Source organism: Leucobacter sp. gxy201, assembly GCF_051043335.1.
GTDB lineage: Bacteria > Actinomycetota > Actinomycetes > Actinomycetales > Microbacteriaceae > Leucobacter.
Window position 1 is genome coordinate 40,572 of sequence record NZ_JAMXWS010000003.1, and the last position, 16,174, is coordinate 56,745.

The window sequence follows — 16,174 nt, forward strand, 5'->3', positions numbered from 1 at the left end:
CCGTCCCCGGATGTAGGGAGGGGTCACCTGGACAGGTGCGATCCGAACCGGATGAGTTAGAGGGTGTCGCCGAGGCGCAGCAGGAAGTTCATCCACGCCACCCCAGCACCTGCGAGTGCGGCCGCGCCGAGCGCGACCAGCACCCCGACCTTGCCCTTCTGCGCGGCCTGCGCATTCCCGCTCGAAGACGACACCGCCCACACGACACCCGAGATGATGATCATCAGCACCGCGACAATCAAGACGAACGTGAGCAGCGCGCCGACGATCGACACGAGCGTGGTACGGCCTCCGACACCGGACAGATCCGGGTAGACGTTCTCCGTGAGAACCAGGGCGAGAGATAGCATGTGGGGCTCCTGACGTTCGGGTGCATGCGTGCACGTCAGGTGCGTGCCTCCCGGTCGCCCCGCTGGTTTCGCGAGATGATGGAGGGGTGAGTTCCTACCTGCGCCCCGTGATCGACGCGCCCGTGTTTCGGGACGCCGACGGGGTCGTGATTGAGTACGGGAACCGATGGGCTGGTGGCTCCCCGCCGGAAGAGACCTACTCGGTGGACAAGCATCCCGAACGCTTCGCCCCGATCCACGCCATCGCTGACGCGCTCATCGCTCACCTCAACGACGTCTACGACGTCGAGCTCACGGCCCATATCGAGGTTGCCACCGATCTGATCCATCCGGCACCAGATGTGACCCGAGCGGTTCGGGTGACACCGAACGACCCCTCGTGCGCGGCGTTGACGTTCGTGTTCACCTCGTACCCGGGCGTATTCCTGCATGCCGGGCTGCTGCATGATTTCCACTACCCGGTATGTGGATGCGACGCCTGCGACGAGACGTGGGAGTCAGTGGCGGACGAACTGGAACAGCAAGTGCTCGCGGTGGCGACCGGGAACTATCGAGAAATCGTCGAACGGGGGCTGCGCCCCGGAGTGGGGTACGCCTTCACCTACCCGGACGGGGCCGCGTCCGGGCGAGCCCGCGCACAAGATCTCCCCAAGCCTCGCCTCCAGAAAGCGAAGCCCCTCCTCCAGGCACTCCGCGACGGGTGGAGCGCCTGGCCACGACGCTCCTGAGCTCTACGCAGCGCAGCCGGGGCCGCCGCCGGTGGGTGCGTCGATGCCTTCGACGCCGCGACCTGCGAGCCACGGCTCAGCATCGATCGCGGGTGAGCCTGCGCCCCCGGGGTGGACTTGGAAGTGCAGGTGTGGGCCGGTCGAGTGCCCGCTGCTGCCGACGTCGCCGATGTGCTGCCCCGCGGTGACGCGGTCGCCCGCAGTGACGTGGATGCCGTGCGACCACATATGGATGTACTTCGTCGCGACCTTCTCGCCACCGATGGTGTGTTCGATGGTGATCTGCCCGGAATAGCCATCGACCATGCCCGCGTAGGTGACGAGCCCGTCGGCGAGGGCGAAGATCGCCGTCCCATCGGGGGCTGCCCAGTCGGTGCCGGAATGGAAGCTCGCCTCCCCCGTGATCGGGTCGACCCGCGGCCCGAACTGCGACGTCCTCACGTAGGAGCCGGTCGGCAGCGGGAACACGAGCCGCGTCGTTTCCGGGATCGTCTCATCGCCCGGCACACCGCTGCCGCCTCCGCCCGGAATGGTGAGGGCATCAAGGATCGTGCGGGCAACGGGCTCATAGTTCTGATACCTGTCCGGGTAGGCGCTCACCTCGACGGCTTGCGCCGCTTCGCCCTTGTCCATCTGCTGCCAGCCAGGAATGTCCAAGAGCCCTCTGGGGCTGGGATAGTTCGGGCCGTCGGGTCCGCCGTAGAACGCGCGCGCCTGATACGTCGTATCCATGAGCTCTGCGACGGTGCCCCACCCGGCCTGGGGGCGCATCTGGAACAGGCCCAGCGAGTCATGATCTGAGCCGTTGCCATCGTTCGGGTAGTCGCCGGACTCGGGGTAGGTGCCGGTGTTCGCGAGCTGCCGCAGCGTCGACTCGGTCAGCGCCGCCATCAGCGCGATGAGGATCCCGTCCCGGCCGACCCCTGGGATGTTCGCGCCGACCGTGATGATGGTGCCCGCGTGGGTGAGCTGCTGTCTGTTCAGCGTGAACGTGGTGCCGTCTTTCGTGGTCACCGTTAGCTCGTCGGGGATGGGGCCGAGGATCACGCCGGAGGCGATGCAGTTTGCCTGGTTCGTGACGGCGGGATTCATCAGCACCCCGATGCTGAGCAGCCCCAGCATCGGGGCAAGCAGCATCCCGACAATGCCGAGGGCGAGGAGCTTTTTCATGCGCGCGGCCCTCGTTTATCGGAGGGGGTTGTCGAGCTGGGACAGGCGCAGCAGGTGGCAGCGGTCGAACACCGGTTCACAGGAGATGAACAGGGTGAACGCGACCGGATGCGCACTCGTCACGGGGTCGTCGTACCAGACGCCTGCCCGGTGTCGGGTGCCCTCGATCGTGTAGGCGATGGTGCCGTCTGCGATCTGCCCTGCCGATGCTGCGACTGCTTCCTCCCACTGGGCGGGGACGTAGATGCGGTCGATCTCCAGGTGCTGGCGGGTGCGGTACTCGGCGAGATCCCGCCAGGTCGACGCGGACGGGAAGTAGCCGTCGAGGTCTGCGATGAACCCCGGGGTTTCGGTGCCGGTAGGGTCGGCGTCCTCGATCAGCACGGCGCGATGATCGGCAGGCGTCAGGAGCGTGAAGGTGTCCCAGTCGAACAGCGCCAGTGCGACCGCCCGCGCATACCGCTCCGGATCATTCGTGCGCGGCAGCGACGGCAGTACGGGAGCGCCGGGCTCTTCACCTGGCGTCTGCGGCGCGGTCGGTGACGTGCGCGGCGCATCGCTGTCGGGTGCGGACTGGGTGGGGCCGGTGATCAGGCCGTAGATCCCGATTCCGGCAAGGATGAGCAGGATCAGGCCAGCGGCGATCAGGGAGATGATCAGGCGACGGCGGCTGCGCAGACGCTGATCGGTGTGCGGTGAGGACATGGCGGCGGGCCTTCCGGGAAGTCGGGCATCGGTCAGCCGATAGGTGCGGCACCCGCCGGGAGCCCTCACCGGGTCAGCGGGTCACGCCTCGCCCAGGCTCCGGCCCATCACCCGTGGATGGCGGCTCCACGCCGAGCTCTGCCTCCCGGTCGCGGAGCGCGTCGACGAGTGCGGTCAGGTCTTCTGAGCTGATGACGCGGGATGGGGGTTCGTGCCAGGCGATGCGCCCGTTCTCGCCCTGGGCGCGCATCACGAGGTCGACGACCTGGTTGAGGGATGCGGCAGCGACCTGCAGCCAGCCGCCCGCCTTCTCCGCGTGCTCGTGCCCGGCCTCAAGGTTCCCGTCGTCGGTGGCCGCGTTCGTGCGGTGCTGGTGATGCCAGGACGCCAACTGGTTCAGTGACTGCTGCACGTTCGTGAGCGCGTAGTGCAGGGAGCCGAGCATCTGGTAGGTGTCTGCCGGGCGGTCGATGTGCCGGGTGGTGTGCGCGAGACTGCGGGCGACTTCGCCGAGCTCGTCGGCGTCCTGCTTCGGATCCTCATACGACGGCATCAGCGGTCTCCGTTGCGCGGGCGTCTCGGGCGATATCGAGGAACCGGCCCGACTGGGTGATGCTGGTCTCGACGAGTTCCCACTGCTCCTCGTCGGCATACTTTCCGAAGTCCTCCGGGGTGTAGCGGTCCCACCAGCCGTGCTCGCGGCGCAGCAGATCGACGAGCTTGCGGATCTGATGCTTCTGGCGCAGCAGCGGGTCGACGTCCTTCCACCCCTCCCGCGGAGCAAGCGCCGCAGCGTCTTTCCGCAGCTGGGTGAGGCGTGCGATCGCACGCGTGGCTTCTTTCAGCGCGTCTTTCGGGTGCTCCTGTGCCTGCACCTGGGCAAGCTCCGCTGCTGCCGCGTGACGGATCGCGTCGGGCTCGTCAGGATGCTCCGCCCAGCGGTTCAGCAGGGTGATGGCTTGGAGGAGTTTCACGCGCAGGTAGCGGCCGTTCACTTTCCCGTCGGTGTTGAGCTCCAGCAGCGCTTCGGCAGCGGCTTGCCGCACCTCGGGGTGTTCGTCGTCTGAGGCGGCGATCTGTTTCAGTTCGACGACCTGGTCGAGCATGCCGTGCGAGTCTCGTCCGGTGACGGCTTTCGCCGCCTGCACCCGCGTCTTCTGCCCCTCACCCCGCGGGGCGGTGTGCGGTGGTGTCGAATCGACACCACCGCTCTCACCGCCCGGAGTGTTCGCCGGAACCCCGGCTGCGGGAGCGCGGGATGCGGCACCGAACTGGGTGGCTTCCTGCTTGCGGGTGTTCTCTTCCGCGTAGAGCTGCTTGAGTTCGTCGTAGAGTTCGGCCTGCTCGATCGGGGTGAGCATCTTGTGCAGCGTGTTCTCGTCCTGGATCGCGAGCACCGTGGAGAGCTTGTCCGACACCCCGGGCACTACCCACACCGGCACCGTCCGAAACCCGAGCGTACGCATCACAGCGAGGCGACGGTTGCCGGAGATCAAGACGTTGCCGGTGGTGATCACGATCGGTGAGAGCAGCCCGAACCGTTCCACCGACTCCCTGAGCTCGGCAAGGTCGCCGAGGTCGCGCCGGTAGGAGTGCCCGTCGATGATCTCGTCGATGGTGTGCTCGAGCACCAGATGCCCGCGACTCATGACCCACCCCCGGCTCCGTCCTGCCCGCCTGCCGGGGCGCTGCGCCTGGAAGCGGTCACGAGCGTCTCGTCACGCAGCAGGTCTGCGACATCGTCACCGAGGAGCACCCGAGCGAACAGCCCGTACTGGCCGCGCTGTCGTTTCCCGGTCTGCGTACCCACGACCAGGCGCACCAGCGCCGCCCACGCGTCGGGGGTGTAGCCGAGCCGGATCGCGATATGCAGTTCGTTCGACACGATCTCCATCGCAGAGCCGCCCGAGGAGAGCCCGGTGACGCGGTGCGCGATGTAGTCCACCGCCTGCTCCACCGGGCGGGCAGGCCAGTCGGTGAGGACGAGGAACACGCAGGTCGCCCGGATGACGCGGTCGACGGAATGGTCTTCGCCGCCGTGCTGCACTAGCGAATGGGCGTGCGGGTGCACGTCGTAGAAGAACTCCTCGTAGTGCCCGGCGCGCATCGGTTCCTCTTTGGGGCGCTTCGAGGGGCGGCGGGCCTTGTCCTGGCTGGTCATATTGCGGTCGGCGTGCACCTCGGCGGCGATGCCGAGCGCGACCGCGCGGGTGATGACCGCCCACGGATCGTCCGCTCGCAGCGTGGTCGGGGTGCGCATCGCGAGGAACGCTTCATAGGCGGCGTCCGAGGGGTCGCGGTGCCAGGCCTTCGCGATCGGCGTGTACTTCTGTGTGGCGTAGAGCATGAGCTCGGCCGCGACCGGGCTCGTCGCCCACGCGTTGTGCTCATTCAACTCCGTGAGCAACGCTCGCAAGCCTTCACCCGTGGTGAAATCCGGGGCGTGGTCGTGGGACTGGTGGTGAGGATGGGGGTTCATAGCGACTCCTGAAGAGAAAGATCCGTCGATGGAAGAGAGGTACGACCCCCTACCGGCAAATCGGATTCACCGCGTCAGATTCGCTCGCAAACGGCAGCACAGAGCATCGCGCGGAGGCAGCACGAACCAGCCAGACCGCCCTATCGGAAGGTCTGTCGTCGTGCCGTCCCCGGGATTCTTTGCGTCCTGGGCGGCGTGATTGGTGGTTAGAGGGTCTGGGGGTTGTCCGGCACTCGGGTGGTGCCGGGCCACGAATCGGTCATCGGCTCACCCCCGTCCTCCCGGCCACGCGATGCTGCGCCGTGTCTCGGGTCGTTGTCTCGGGGTCGAGTTCGTGCTGCCTGCGCGTGAGACGCTCGTGAAGCTGGGCGCGGCCCTCGCGGATGCCATCGAGGGCGGCGTCGTGCAGGTGCGTGTTCCACTCCGCTCCCTTGCCGACGACCGCGCCGCCTGCGCGAGCAGCAAGATCGGTCGGGCGCACCCACTGCACCCCGGAACGTTCCGCCTCTGCGCCCTCCGCGTCTTGGGTGAGCGTGGGGTCTCCGTGCGTGGCGAACTGCGACGCCCGCTCCTCATCGCGAGTCCTCGCGGTCGTGTCCGTGCGATCGGTCTGCGCCGCGTCGCTGCGGTCAGCTCCGTGTCGGAATGCTGCCGCGCTGCGGAGAGGGTCGGTTCCGGTCGGGTTAGTCATGATGTGCTCCGTCCTGTCGCATCTCAGGTGCGTTCACCCAGCGGCCCACCGTCGTTGGATGGACCCCTTCTTCTGCCGCGATCTCCCGCAGCGGGACGCCCTGCGCGTAGCGTTCCAGCGCACGAGCACGCGCCTCTTCCCGTCGACCCGAAGAACGCCCGCGCGATGCCACCGAAGTCGCCGCTGGCTGGCTCGAACCCGGTGCGAGAGTTCTCGTCGCGGGCCGATCCGCGCCGGTCACGGGTGCCTCCGCGACATCGGCATCTGCAGCGACCTCCGGCCAGGCCGCGTTCTCACCCGGTGCAGCGGTCTTGGGTGATGGGCTGGCGTTGCGGGTGAGTTCGACGGTGAGATGTGTCATCGCCAATAACACCAGCGGTGGGATCGATGCGACGACGGCCGCGATGAGTGCGGGCACGCGGATATCGGAGCTGATGACCGCGTGCGTGACATTCGCTGCGACCGACACTGCGGCCCCGGCTGCCAGGAGCAGCCACGCGAAACGGCGCGCAGCAGGCGCAGAGTTACGGAGGGCGACGACGCTGATCGTGGCCTCCAGAATCACGCCGTCCACAATGAGCGGCCACACCCAGGCCTGCCCCGCCGGGATCCCGGAGAGGATCGCGAGGTCTTGGAGGGTGGTGAACGAGAGCCAGAACGCCCCGAGCGCGAGCAGGATCGTGCCCGTCACTGCGAGCCCGATCACCAACTTGGACACTCCCGTCTCAGGCGTGCCGCCCCGGTACGGCTGGTGTTCGTGCAAGTCCGGGGCATTCATGACGGTTACCGACTCAGTCCAGTGAGCGCACCCGGTGTGTCGGGTATCGCATCTGCGGGACGGTAGGCGAGCTGTGCGGTGCGATACGCGGAACGGATCGTCGCGACGATCTCCCGGGTCTCCAACGCGGTCGCAGCCGCAGCGGGCTCGAGCACACCGCGCAACTCTGGCTCGGTGAGACCGGCCTCTGCAAGACGGCAGGCGGCCCAGAACAGGCCCGAGTTCCGGTTCCCCTCGGGGAGCCGCGACACCCAGTTCGCCAACCGTCCCACGCTCTCCACGCTGCGCGGGAACACGACGGGCCTGGGCAGGGCGGGCGGCGGCGGGGTGAGGAGTGCACGGATTGCGTCGGCATCGAACAGGCGTGGCGTGCGGCCATGCGCGATCACCTCGTACCGTCGTAGCCCGTGGCCGGTCGCGATGCGTGAGGGCGGGGCGATGATGTAGCCGCCGACGCCTCGGAAATCCATATGCGAGGTGCCGCGCGACCACGATCGCTGCTCCCGGTCAGGGTCGGACGGATAGTAGAAGTGCACGCCACCTGACGGGGAGCGCACCGCCTGCCCCCAGCCGCCGATGAAATCCTCACGCTGCAAAGTGCGCAGCACCTTGAACCCGGTGCCGATGGCATGCACATCCACGTCGAGCACATCGAACCCTGTGCCGGTGGCGATACCGATGTTCGCCTCCGGGGTGCGCCACCACCACCGTCTCACCCGCGCAAGATCGGTGCTCGCATCACGGTAGCCGTGCGTCGTCAGCGGATGCTTCGCGCCCGGCACGCAGGGGAAGACCGGGAGGCCTGCCGCCGCATACGCTGCGGCAGCGTCCGTGAGTGTGCCGGGCAGATTCCGGGGCAGCGGCCACACGGTAACCTCGTGATGAGACACGAACACCACCCCCTCCTTCTTCCTCGACGTCGCAGCGGCTGTGCGGCTTGTGAACGGCGTCTTCCAGAAGGTGCGGCAGCGCTGCTGCGTCGGCTTGGGGAGAGTCCGCTGGCAAGCATTCTCTGAGACCTCCACCCTTACCCGGCAGGTGCTGCCTGGGCGAGCGTTCCGGGGCAGGATGCGCCGAATCGTCAAGAACCTGCGCCGCACAGTCAAACCCGCCGACCCTCATCTTCCGGGCGACAGCGGGGTCGTGTGCTACAGGTTTCGCTCTGGCCCCGCCCCCGGCGAGCGCGGCTCGGGGCCATCGGAGGGGTCGTCGAGATGTTGTTCACGTTCGGCGAGTAGTTCGTTCAGTAGCACGCCCTGCTCGAGCTGCGTCAGTGGTTCCGGCGCATGGTCGAGGTCGGTGGGCAGCGCTCCGATGCGGCCGGTGCGCTCAATGGCCGCGTTGACGCGCGCGAGCACCATCTGGGGGTCGTGGAGTTCGGTGTCGTGTTCGAGGATGTGGGCGATCTCGCCGAGTACGGCACTGTCATGCTCGGCTACAGGGAAGGCCGCGGATGCGGTGACATCGTCACCGGCCGGGACAGAGCCGACGACGAGTCGGAACTCGCCGGTGCCTTCCGGCCCGGTCGCCTCGTACACCCCGGGCGGCAGCCAGTCATGCGCTTCCGACGCTGGCCCCGCATAAAGCTCGACCCCTGCGGGATCGTCGGGGGCGGTCACGCGGATCTCGGGATCTGAGGCGGCCAGGAGCGCCTCGAGCATCTCCGACTGCTTCGGTTCGATCGGTACCCCGAGTCCTGAGTGCTCCGCGTCAACGATCGAGCGCAGCGTGTGCAGCGCGACGAGGTCTGCAGGGATCCATTCGCGGTGGAACTGCTCGGGCAGATACGTTGTGCGTGGGCCGCCCTCAGCGATCATGCCTCGCAGTGCGTGGTCGTGGCGCTTTGCGGCGGCGGTGAAGTCTGACCGCCACTGGGAGTGATCCCATGCGAACCGCATGTCTTCGAACTCACCCTCGAACGACGGCGCGACCGTCACCAGGTAGTCTTCCCGGCGCGGTTCCAGCGGGAGCGGGTCTCGCTCGAGCAGATCGATGACTGCATCCCGCACCTGCTCAGCCTGCGTGATGCGAGCACTCCGCTCCTGCACGTTCTCGAGATTTTCGAGCTGTCGCAGGATCTCTGGCAGCCGAGCGGCCTGGAACGCGAGCGTCAGACACTCGTCTCGCCAGTCCTCGTAGGCGGCGGCGAGACTGTCCTCGTCGACACTGCCGTCGGGTCGGAGATGGTTCTGTCGCTCGGGTTCGGGCGGGAACATCTCGGCGACGATCTCCGGGATCCCTGACTCCTCAAACGGCTCCCACTCCAGCGACGGCACCGCCACCGTTCGCGGTGCCGTCGCTGGAGTGGGAGAGGTCGGTGCCCAGGAGTGAATGTGTGCGACATCGTCGCCGAAGTCTTCCCCGAAGACGCGGTCGCCGTCGGTGCGGAGCTGCTCGGGCGGGCCTGCGAGTTCTTCGATCAGCATCTCCCGTATGAGAGCGTTCGCCTCGGCTCGGGAACGAGCCAGGACATCGAACTCGATGATCACCCGGTGTGAGCTCAGCGGTGCAGGCGTCCCGGGGCCGGGTGGGAGGGTCGGATCGGACATGGGTATACTCTTTCGGTCAGGGAACAGCGGGCTGAAGCTTCAGTGCGGCGATCGCGGGGAATCCTGCCGCTACTACCGGGATAGGGGTGGCAGGCGGGTGCTGTCGAGCAGGTGCGGGGAAGCTGCGTCGTGGTGTCGAAAACTTGCGCGGTATCGTCATCTCTCCAGCGACCGGCCGGGATCCGATCGCAGCGAGGAAGTGTCGAGATCGTCGGGAGCGAGCGCCTGTTCTCGTTCGTGCAGTGCCTGTTCCAGGTGACGGCTTACGGCCAGGTGGCCCGTGCCGTCGACGCCGCCGGTGATCGGTATTTGGTGGAACGAGTACGCGGGATACGGGGTGGTCTCCTGCAACGCGTCCAACCATCTATCGACGTCTTCGGGGAGCAGCCAGTCCTGGGGTGGAGGCTGCTCCGCGAGGAACTGTGTTGCACCCGCGTAGAGGTGCGGGTCGACGAGCATCTCGTGGATCGTCAACGCGACGGCGCGTGCCAGAGCGACGGGGTGCCGGTCGGCGATGACTGTCGGGCCGACCTCTGGGTCGTCTGACCACACGATGACGCCCAGAAACAGGAATCGTTCAGATGGCGGGCGTGCCGCCTGCTCGCCTCGTTCGGTGCTGGTCATAGGTTCCTCCGCTCAGGGATCCGCCGCTCGCTGAAGCGGCGGTATGCCTGACAGGTAGGGCCTCGTTGAGACGGGTCGTGTCGGCACGGCTGGTTACTGCTCCATGCGTGAGCGGATCAGCGGCAGGTAGTCGGCGTTCTTCTCGATCGCGATCACCTGGTACCCCGCCCCTGCTGCGGCCTCCACCGTGGTGCCCGAGCCCGCGAATGGCTCGAGGACGACCCCGCCGACCGGCGCGACGAGCGTGACCAGCCACCGCATCAGCGCGAGGGGTTTCACCGTCGTGTGCGAGACGCCGTAAGCACGCGGGCGTTCACGGGCTGCGGGTTTGTGCTCGAACCGGAAGATCGGGAACCTCCGCGACATCGACCCTTCCTGCCACGTCCCCGTCAGCATGTCGAGCGCGTCAGCCTGTCCTGGGTCGAGTGCGACGTTCGTGGGCCACCGATCATCGGCGAACCGACCGCCGTCGATGTTGAGCCCGCCGACACCGTGTGAAAGGACGTTGCCGACGATGCTCCCGGCGAGGGGTTTGCGGGCGATGATGATCGGCTCAAACGCCGGCCTGAGCGCGGTGCCCCACCCTTCCCAGCGTGCAGCGTCCTCGGTGACCGGTGTGCCCTTGGAGAGCACCGTGCGGGTTGCGCCGAGAACCCCATCGTGCTCACTCGTCTGCACGATGCGATCCGTACGCTGCACGCCGTGGTGCTTATCGATCGCGTGCGAGAGATCCATGCTCTTCGGCATCCCGGTGGTGTGCAGCCACGCAATCTGATCGCGAATCTCAAACCCTGCATTCTCCAGGCCGCGCACCATGCGATGCCACGTGCGTGCACCACCGAACGCTGCAACATGCGCGCCCGGCTTCAACGCGCGCAGCGCCCCCGCAGCCCACTCCGTGCACCACACCTCGAACACTTCGGGTGCGCTCATCGCCGTAGTGTCGACGTGCGGAATCGACTCACGGAACCCGGCCGCATCGTCCCAGGCCTGCCCGTTGAAGCTCAACCCATACGGCGGGTCCGACACCAGCGCGTCGACGCTGGCTCCGGGGAGGAGCCGGAGCAGCTCGACGGCATCACCGTGGAAGAGCGTCACCCGCGGGTCGGTGAAGACCGGAGCAGGAAGGATGGCGGCGCGCGGGCCGGGCGGCGTGGGGTCTGGCATGGTGAGGGCTCCCTGCTGTTCGGGTCCTGTTCGCCGCCGTGTGCGACGAACAGGAACACCCAGCAGGTACGAGCCATCCCAACCATCCCGAGCCCCCGTTGCGGCACCGTCACCGAGTCACGAGAACCGAGATACGAAACGACGCAGCCAGTCGCGAGCCGCCTGCACGACCCTGAGATCCAGAGCTCTACTTCTCCCACACACGATCGGCTATCAACGAAATCACACCCTGGAGAGCGTTATCGTGACGAGCCTCGCCCGTCAACGAATGGGCTCCGGCACCACGAGAGACTCAACCGTAGATCGGCGATACGAACTCGCATAGGTGCTTGGCGGCACCCCGTATCGCTGCTTGAACGAGCGCGATGCCATCGCCATATCGTGCCAGCCCACCGCACTTCCCGCGTCACCCACGGTCAAACTCGTGGTCGCGAGGAGTTCCGCCATTTGATCAGCACGGAGCTGACGAAGAAACGCTGCTGGCGAGATGCCGGTCTGGGCACGGAACAGCCGGGCGAGATGTGACGGCGATACGGCGACTTCGCGGGCGAGTTCTTCGATCCTCCAGGCGCGGGCCAGATCGGAGCGCAAGAGCGCGATTGCCGTGGCGACCTCGCGTCGCGGGAGCGTCCTTGCAGTGTCGATGCTCCCAGTGCGCATGCCGCTCAATCGGCCGACTGCATCGAACACGTCGAACGCCATCGAGAGTCGCGCGAAGTCTCCGACATCCGCGGAAGCCTGCGACAAGCGTGCAAGCACTGGAGCGAGGTCATGCATCGCAGCAGCGGGAAGCTGCAGGGTGTGCAACCGCGGGACGCCCTCGAGAGCGCGATGCAGATGGTGCACCAGCGGATGCGACAGCGGTAGCCATCGCATTTGATCAGCCAGATACTCGGGCTCCAGATAGAACGTCATTGTCCGTGCGTGCCGTGCAGGAACGCCTTGGCATTCGAGATTCGCAGGGATCGTGAGAATGGTGCCTGGCTCGAGGAGCACTTCGTTGAACGGTGCTTGCACTCGAGCCCATCCCGAGATCGTGAACACGACTTTCACTGCAGGCGTCGACGTTCTGCCCGAGGGCGTATGCGCGGTGTGGTCTCGCACTATGAGAGGCGGCCCGCCCGGTTCGAACAAGCCTGCAGTCGATGTGATCTTCACGGTTCCCACCCGCCTCGATCGGGCGAATGGCAGCATGAACGCCGGGCCGCGGCGAGCTCGGATGAGGTCGTCGCAGCCGTCCGGCACGCCGCGAATCCCGGGCATCCTCCATGCGTTTGAGGATGCGACCGCGATCGTGGGTACCAGGCGAACGACATGATCCGTGCTCCGTTAACTCATCAGAGGGGATCCTCGATTGGGAGCACGAGCGCCAGCGTTCGGGCTGTCTGGCGTTACGGGCATGACGTCGGCATTCATCTCGGCACCGACGCTCGGACGGCACGGGCCTGCCAGCGCTGGTCGCGGTACTCGATCTGAATCGGATGCTCGAAGCTCTCGGACACGAGCTCAGTGGTGAGTACTCCGCGTGCGTCACCAGCGGCGAGCACGCGACCGTTCTTGATGAGTGCCGCGTGCGACGTGGTTTCCGGCAGTTCCTCGAGATGATGGGTGACCAGCACGGTTGCAAGCTCCGGCTGTGAGCGGTGCAGGTGGTCGACGGTCTCGAGGAACTGCTCACGTGCGGCGACGTCCAAGCCGGTCGAAGGCTCGTCGAGCAGCAGGAGCGGTGGGTTGGTGACGAGCGCCCGGGCGATCAGGGTTCTGCCTCGTTCGCCCTGCGACATCGTGGGCCAGGTCGCGCCCTCGATCGTGTCGAGGCCGAGCATGTCGATGAGATAGTCCGCGCGTTCGATCACCTCACGGCTGGGCTCCCAGCGCGCCATGAGCTCGGTCGTGCCGGTGGCCCCGGTGAGCACGACCTGCCGCACCGTAAGCGCGGAGCGCAGCGGATGGCGCGGGTTGACATGCCCGATCGACTCGCGCAGCTTCCGGATCTCGACCCGCCCCAACTGGTGGCCGAGGACATGCACGGTGCCGCGGGTGGGGTGCTTCTCCGCGCCACACATGCTGAGGATGGTGCTCTTGCCTGCACCGTTCGGCCCGATGAGCGCCCAGTGCTCTCCGGCGTTCACGGTGAGGTTGATGTCCGTGAGGATCTGCCGAGACTGGCGCACGAAGTCAACGTTCTGCAGACGCAGGATCTCCGTCATGCGCGGGCCTCCTCGGTCTCGTCTGCGTCGTCGGCGGTCGTGAGAACGTGATGGGGCTCGATGGAGCGCTCTTTCAGGACGAACGACAGCGCGAAGCCCACCGCAACGAGTACCGTCATGACGACGAACACCAACTGGACGCTGTTGTGGTCGGCGATCTTTCCGAGCAGCGGGCTGACGACACCGCCCAGGGAGAGTGTCAGCCCGAGGGTGACGCCCGAGGCGACGCCGATGCGGTTCGGCAGGTACGAGTGCGACAGAGTGATCTGCGCGGCGAACGGGATGAACAGGCTCACACCCAGCGCGGCGGTTGCGACGATGACGATGACCGAAGTCGGGGCCAGCACGATCGCAGCAGTGGAGAGCGCGGCCACCAGGTAGCCGGTGCGAACTGTGCGCAGGCGTCCGAAGCGGTCGGCCAGCCACCCGCCGACCAGGGTGCCGATCGCTCCGGCAGCCGGGAATAGTGAGAGCGCGATTGAGGCGAACTCGGGCGTGGTGTGGAAGCGTTCGATGGAGTACAGCGACACGAACGTCGAGGTGCCGACGTAGGCGATCGACCACATCGCCAGCACCAGGGTCAGCCATCCGAACGCTCGCCAATCGTCACCGACCTTGACCTGCTTCGCCAGGTCGTGCGTGGCAGCCGCGGCAGGCTTGGTGCGGGCGAACAGGTGCCGCCAGGACATGATCGCGTAGACGAGGCCGAGCACGATCGCTGGTATTAGCAACAGCCAGGTACCGTTCAGTCCGTACCAGCCGACCACGAGGATCACCGCTGAGGGTGCGAGAGCGACGCCGACGTTCCCGCCCACGGAGAACAGGCTCATCGCGCCGCTCGTGCCGCCACCGGCTTCGCGTGCTTCCATCGTCGCGGCGGGGTGATAAGCGGCGACGCCGATGCCTGAGATCGCGATCACGATCCAGACCGCGAGATATGAGTCTGAGACGAGGCCGCTGATGGCGACGCCGATGCCTGCCGCGAGGAGTCCGGCCAGGCTCATCCAGCGCATCCCGTATTTGTCGCTGAGATGCCCGAACATCGGCTGCGCGACGCTCGACAGGGCGGTCGCGGCGAGCGTGATGCCTGCGACGGCGGCATAGGTGTAGTTCGCATGGAGCACGAAGAACGGCAGCAGGGCGGCAACCGCGCCGGTGTAGAAGTCGTTCGCGGCATGGGTCGCCGTCAGCGCCCACAGGCCCGCCCGATTACGAACGGGAGATGCGGTCTGGCTCATGGGGTTCCTTTCAAGATGCGCCGCACGCCGAGCGACCCTCACCGCGCGGGAGGCTCGGTGCGGTGGCGTGGCGGCAAAGCACGCGGGGAAGATCGGCCAGGCGTGGCGCTCCGTAGCAGGGACGCCGATCCGCCTAACCCCTGCTACGGCAGAGAAGAAGTCTTCCAATCATGGGATAAACTATACACAACACCTCAGACAAGTTGAGAAGTGAGGCGAATATGGTGCGGATCAAGCGAACGCCGCTCGCAGACCAGGCGGCCGATGTGCTCATGGAGCGGATCCGTGCTGGCGAGTGGCCGCTCGGCGCGAGACTCCCTGGCGAGACGACGCTCGCGCCGCAACTCGGCGTCGGGCGCTCGACCGTGCGCGAAGCGATCCGGCAGCTCGCGGGCAAGGGTGTGCTTGAGACGCGCCAAGGTGCAGGAGTGTTCGTCACCGCGCTCGACGTCACCGAGGACTGGGATGCTGTCTTGCAGCGGGCGGGGATCATCTCCGTGATCGAAGCCCGCATCGCCATCGAAGCCGAGGCCGCTGCCTACGCAGCCGAACGTCGTAGCCCGCAGGCGCTCCGCGCAATCCGCAAGGCGCTCAGTGACCGCCAAGAACACCGCGGCAGCACAGAGGAATACGTCGATGCCGACATGCGGTTCCACCGCTCGATCGTCGCCGCAGCCGAGAATCCCGTGCTGCTCGAACTCTTCGACAGCTTCGTGCCGAGACTGCGCCAGGCGATGATCGACATGCTCCGCCTCGGCCGAAGCCTCTCCGAGGATGAAGATCATGACGCGCACGCCGATCTGACCGAGGCCATCGCCTCCCGCGACGCCGAAGTCGCACACCGGCTCAGCCGCACCCATCTCGAATCCCTCAAAGCCGCACTCCAATAGACGAACGGAGGACGCACCGTGACCGCGAAACGAACCTGGTCTCAGCGACTTGACGAGGCGCTGATCGCCCCGAACGCCACGCCCGGCGAGCGAGCCTTCGGGTACGGTGCCGCCGTTTTCGGCGCAATCTTCGCCGGTGCGCTCGCGTTCAGCGCTGACTTGAACGTGTGGATCTCGATCGTTCTCATCATCGTCGGCTTCGATATGTTCGGAGGCGTCGTCGTCAACGCCACCGTCTCCGGTTCGCGTAGATTCCATGCACCTGGCACGCCACGATGGAACGCGCTCGGTTTCGTCGCCTGCCATGTCCACCTGCTGGCGCTCGCGCTCCTGATGCCAGAGATGCCGTGGACAACCGCGATCGTCGGCTATGTAGGGCTTATGCTCGCCACGATCGTCGTGACGCTGACACCAGACTCGTTCAAGCAGCCCGTCGCGTTCCTCTGCGCCGCCGTCCTGATCGCAATCACAACCTCGGTGTTCGTCCCAGCCTCAGTTATCGCATGGGTAGCGCCAATCTTGATCGTGAAGCTCCTGCTCTCACATCTCTTGCCACATAAGTCGCCAACCGACGCGTGATTGAACATTGACGCGG

At 66.6% G+C, this 16,174-nt stretch carries 19 protein-coding genes; 4 read left to right on the forward strand and 15 right to left on the reverse strand.

Translation table 11 applies throughout. The features are described 5' to 3' along the window. Nucleotides 1-56 precede the first annotated feature (56 nt). The gene (locus NHL51_RS05250) at nt 57-350 is read right to left on the reverse strand and encodes a DUF6112 family protein (RefSeq protein ID WP_434142280.1); all 294 of its coding nucleotides are present in this window, start codon (nt 348-350) and stop codon (nt 57-59) included. 86 nt (nt 351-436) lie between these two features. Here NHL51_RS05250 and NHL51_RS05255 point away from each other — a divergent pair, with 86 nt between their 5' ends. Next, the gene (locus tag NHL51_RS05255) at nt 437-1,078 is read left to right on the forward strand and encodes a DUF6226 family protein (RefSeq protein ID WP_434142281.1); all 642 of its coding nucleotides are present in this window, start codon (nt 437-439) and stop codon (nt 1,076-1,078) included. 3 nt (nt 1,079-1,081) lie between these two features. On the opposite strand, the gene NHL51_RS05260 is transcribed toward NHL51_RS05255, so the two are convergent. From NHL51_RS05260 to NHL51_RS05300, 9 genes are all read right to left on the reverse strand, one after another. Continuing rightward, nucleotides 1,082-2,248 carry a M23 family metallopeptidase gene (locus NHL51_RS05260; RefSeq protein WP_434142283.1) on the reverse strand — a complete coding sequence of 389 codons (1,167 nt, stop codon included), beginning with the start codon at nt 2,246-2,248 and terminating at the stop codon, nt 1,082-1,084. Nucleotides 2,249-2,263: 15 nt separating this feature from the next. Next, nucleotides 2,264-2,953 carry a hypothetical protein gene (locus tag NHL51_RS05265; protein WP_434142285.1) on the reverse strand — a complete coding sequence of 230 codons (690 nt, stop codon included), beginning with the start codon at nt 2,951-2,953 and terminating at the stop codon, nt 2,264-2,266. A 73-nt stretch (nt 2,954-3,026) separates the two neighbouring features. Further along, entirely contained in the window at nt 3,027-3,506 is a 480-nt protein-coding gene (locus tag NHL51_RS05270; protein ID WP_434142287.1) for a hypothetical protein, read from the reverse strand. Continuing rightward, on the reverse strand, nt 3,493-4,602 hold the full coding sequence (locus NHL51_RS05275) for a ParB N-terminal domain-containing protein (protein WP_434142288.1): 1,110 nt from the start codon (nt 4,600-4,602) through the stop codon (nt 3,493-3,495). The genes NHL51_RS05270 and NHL51_RS05275 overlap by 14 nt, the downstream gene beginning before the upstream one ends. Next, nucleotides 4,599-5,432, reverse strand: a complete 834-nt coding sequence (locus NHL51_RS05280) for a hypothetical protein (protein WP_434142290.1) — start codon at nt 5,430-5,432, stop codon at nt 4,599-4,601. Before NHL51_RS05280 ends, NHL51_RS05275 begins: the two co-directional genes overlap by 4 nt. A gap of 259 nt (nt 5,433-5,691) precedes the next feature. Continuing rightward, nucleotides 5,692-6,123, reverse strand: coding sequence for a hypothetical protein (locus tag NHL51_RS05285; protein WP_434142291.1), 432 nt, complete (start codon nt 6,121-6,123; stop codon nt 5,692-5,694). Beyond that, entirely contained in the window at nt 6,116-6,841 is a 726-nt protein-coding gene (locus NHL51_RS05290; RefSeq protein WP_434142292.1) for a DUF2637 domain-containing protein, read from the reverse strand. The genes NHL51_RS05285 and NHL51_RS05290 overlap by 8 nt, the downstream gene beginning before the upstream one ends. Before the next feature lie 65 nt (nt 6,842-6,906). Then, nucleotides 6,907-7,926, reverse strand: coding sequence for a bifunctional DNA primase/polymerase (locus NHL51_RS05295; RefSeq protein WP_434142293.1), 1,020 nt, complete (start codon nt 7,924-7,926; stop codon nt 6,907-6,909). A gap of 123 nt (nt 7,927-8,049) precedes the next feature. After that, on the reverse strand, nt 8,050-9,183 hold the full coding sequence (locus tag NHL51_RS05300; RefSeq protein ID WP_434142295.1) for a hypothetical protein: 1,134 nt from the start codon (nt 9,181-9,183) through the stop codon (nt 8,050-8,052). Nucleotides 9,184-9,234: 51 nt separating this feature from the next. Here NHL51_RS05300 and NHL51_RS05305 point away from each other — a divergent pair, with 51 nt between their 5' ends. Further along, nucleotides 9,235-9,399, forward strand: coding sequence for a hypothetical protein (locus NHL51_RS05305; protein WP_434142296.1), 165 nt, complete (start codon nt 9,235-9,237; stop codon nt 9,397-9,399). 207 nt (nt 9,400-9,606) lie between these two features. On the opposite strand, the gene NHL51_RS05310 is transcribed toward NHL51_RS05305, so the two are convergent. From NHL51_RS05310 to NHL51_RS05330, 5 genes are all read right to left on the reverse strand, one after another. After that, nucleotides 9,607-10,074: a hypothetical protein gene (locus NHL51_RS05310; RefSeq protein ID WP_434142297.1), complete on the reverse strand. Its 468-nt coding sequence runs from the start codon at nt 10,072-10,074 to the stop codon at nt 9,607-9,609. A gap of 93 nt (nt 10,075-10,167) precedes the next feature. Further along, nucleotides 10,168-11,241, reverse strand: a complete 1,074-nt coding sequence (locus NHL51_RS05315; protein WP_434142298.1) for a DNA-methyltransferase — start codon at nt 11,239-11,241, stop codon at nt 10,168-10,170. A gap of 261 nt (nt 11,242-11,502) precedes the next feature. Next, nucleotides 11,503-12,504, reverse strand: coding sequence for a helix-turn-helix transcriptional regulator (locus NHL51_RS05320; protein ID WP_434142299.1), 1,002 nt, complete (start codon nt 12,502-12,504; stop codon nt 11,503-11,505). A 149-nt stretch (nt 12,505-12,653) separates the two neighbouring features. Further along, nucleotides 12,654-13,451 carry an ABC transporter ATP-binding protein gene (locus tag NHL51_RS05325; RefSeq protein ID WP_434142301.1) on the reverse strand — a complete coding sequence of 266 codons (798 nt, stop codon included), beginning with the start codon at nt 13,449-13,451 and terminating at the stop codon, nt 12,654-12,656. After that, complete coding sequence (locus NHL51_RS05330; RefSeq protein WP_434142302.1) at nt 13,448-14,857, reverse strand: MFS transporter; 1,410 nt, start codon at nt 14,855-14,857, stop codon at nt 13,448-13,450. Before NHL51_RS05330 ends, NHL51_RS05325 begins: the two co-directional genes overlap by 4 nt. 53 nt (nt 14,858-14,910) lie before the next feature. On the opposite strand from NHL51_RS05330, the gene NHL51_RS05335 reads away from it, so the two are divergent. Together NHL51_RS05335 and NHL51_RS05340 are read left to right on the forward strand one after the other, a co-directional pair. Then, nucleotides 14,911-15,579, forward strand: a complete 669-nt coding sequence (locus NHL51_RS05335) for a FadR/GntR family transcriptional regulator (protein WP_434142303.1) — start codon at nt 14,911-14,913, stop codon at nt 15,577-15,579. Nucleotides 15,580-15,597: 18 nt separating this feature from the next. After that, nucleotides 15,598-16,158, forward strand: coding sequence for a hypothetical protein (locus NHL51_RS05340; RefSeq protein ID WP_434142304.1), 561 nt, complete (start codon nt 15,598-15,600; stop codon nt 16,156-16,158). The last annotated feature ends 16 nt before the right edge of the window (nt 16,159-16,174 follow it).